The sequence below is a fragment of the Kitasatospora putterlickiae genome, assembly GCF_039527695.1.
GTDB classification, from domain to species: domain Bacteria; phylum Actinomycetota; class Actinomycetes; order Streptomycetales; family Streptomycetaceae; genus Kitasatospora; species Kitasatospora putterlickiae.
The window spans coordinates 1-2,333 of the sequence record NZ_BAAAKJ010000012.1 but is presented as its reverse complement, the minus strand read 5'-3'; the positions used below and the strand labels follow the sequence as shown (position 1 = coordinate 2,333).

Genomic DNA, 2,333 nt, shown 5'->3' with positions numbered 1-2,333 from the left:
CCCGGCGCGGCGCCGATCCGCGCTGGCGCCGGCCGCTGCTGAACGAGCTCTACCACCTGCTCTGCGCGGACCCGCTGGCCCGTCTCGCGCTGGCGCTGGAGCACACCGCGCGCACCGCCGGGGACGCGCCGGACGCGCTGGCGCCGTGGGCGGAGATGCTCGGCCAGGCCGCGCAGGACAGCGACGACGCCGAACTGGTCCGCTGGGCGCGCCGGATCCACGCGGCGGCCGGCGGCGAGCGGCCGGTGCTGGAGACGCTCGGCGCGCTCGCCGGTCCGGGGCTGCCGGCCCGGGTGCGGGCCTGGGCGCTCACCCACCGCGGCTACCAGTACTTCGTCGAGGACCGCGACGACGACGCGCTCGCCGATCTCGACCAGGCCGTCGCGATCGCCCCCGACCTGCCGCAGGCGCTCGCCTACCGCGGGCGGGTGCTCAACTGGCACGGCTGGCACGAGCGCGCGCTGGCCGACTTCACCGCCGCGCTCGCGCTCGATCCGGAGTACGCCTGGGCGCTGTCCCGGCGCGGTGAGGCCCGGCAATTGGCGGGCCTGGCCGAGGAGGCGATGGCCGACTTCACGGCGGCGCTCGCGCTGGACCCCGACGACGCCTGGGCACTGGGCTCGCGGGGCCAGGCGCACCGGCTGGCCGGGCGGCTGGAGGAGGCGGTGGCGGACCTCACCGCGGCGGTCCTGCTCGACCCGGAGTACGCCTGGGCGCTCACCCAGCGCGGCGAGGCGCACCGCCAGGCGGGCCGCCCGGCCGAGGCGGTCGCCGACTTCACCGCGGCGCTCGCGCTGGACCCCGGCGACGCCTGGGCGTTGAGCTCCCGGGGCCAGGCGCTGCGGCAGACCGGCCGGCTGGACGAGGCGATCGCCGATCTCAGCGCCGCGCTGGCGCTCGGCCCGGACAACGCCTGGGCGCTCGCCGAGCGCGGCGAGGCGCACCGGCAGGCGGGCCGCCCGGAGGAGGCGGTCGCCGACTTCACGGCGGCGGTGGCGCTGAACCCGGAGAACGCGTGGGCGCTCGGCTCGCGCGGCCAGGCGCACCGCCAGGCCGGCCGGCTGGACGAGGCCGTCGAGGACTTCACCGCCGCACTGGCGCTGAATCCGGACTACGCGTGGGCCGTCGGCGAGCGCGGCGAGGCGCACCGCCAGGCCGGCCGGCTGGACGAGGCCGTCGAGGACTTCACCGCCGCACTGGCGCTGGACCCGGAGTACGCCTGGGCGCTCGCCGAGCGCGGCGAGGCGCACCGCCAGGCGGGCCGGCTGGAGGAGGCGGTGGCGGATCTGTCGGCGGCGCTGGACCTGGACCCGTCGGACGTGTGGGCGCTGCGGGCGCGCGGCCAGGCGCACCGGCAGGCGGGCCGGCTGGACGACGCGATCGCGGACCTGACCGCCGTCCTGGCCTTCGACCCGGAGTACGCCTGGGCGCTGGCGCTGCGCGGCGAGGCGCACCGGCTGGCGGGGGACCTGGAGGAGGCGGTCGCCGATCTGACGGCCGCCCTCGCGCTGGAGCCGGACGACGCGTGGGCGCTCGGTTCCCGGGGGCAGGCGCGCCGGCAGGCGGGCGAGGTGGAGGAGGCGATCGCCGACCTGTCCGCCGCCCTCGCCCGGAACCCGGACTACAGCTGGGCGCTCGCCGAGCGCGGTCAGGCGCACCGGCAGGCCGGGCGTCCGGAGCGGGCGGTGGCCGATCTGACCGCCGTGCTGGCGCTGGATCCGGCGGACGTCGCGGTGCGCTGCGCGCTCGCGGCGGCGTACCGGCACGACGGGCGGTTCGAGGAGGCCCGGGTGCTGCTGGAGGGGCTGGAGCCGGAGGTGGCTGCGTCCTCGACGGTGCTGGTGGAGGTGGCGGTGCTGCGGTTGCTGACGGAGGGCGCGGCGGCCGCCGCGCAGGCGTGGGAGGCCTTCGTGGACTGCCCGTACGAGGATCAGCACGATCCCTTCGAGCCGGGGGTGCGCAAGCTGCTGTACGGGCTGGTCGCCGGGGACGGCGACCCCGGGGAGCTGGCCCGGGCGTTCCTGGCGGTGCCGGGCGCGCGGGCGGCGCGCGCGGACGTCTGCCTGTACCTCGACGAGCTCGCGCGCGCCGGGGCGCAGACGGGTCCCCGGGCGGAGGCGGCGCTGCGGTTCCTCGGGTAGCCGCGGCGGGCGGTGGCCGCCTGCCCGTTCGGGCAGAGGCGTTCTTCGCGCCTGACACCGGGAAGTGCCACTTCGATACATTCATGATCGACTTCCGAGGAGTCAGACCGCGTTCCCCGCACGCACCGAGAGCAGGATCCCGATGACCCACCCCGGCTCCGCCGTCAGCCGCCGCACCCTGGTGACCGCCAT

General features: G+C 77.9%; 1 protein-coding gene. It reads left to right on the top strand.

The features are described from left to right. A partial coding sequence (locus ABD308_RS01175; protein ID WP_344324018.1) for a tetratricopeptide repeat protein occupies positions 1-2,141 on the top strand: 2,141 nt, incomplete at its 5' end. Between the last annotated feature and the right edge of the window lie 192 nt (positions 2,142-2,333).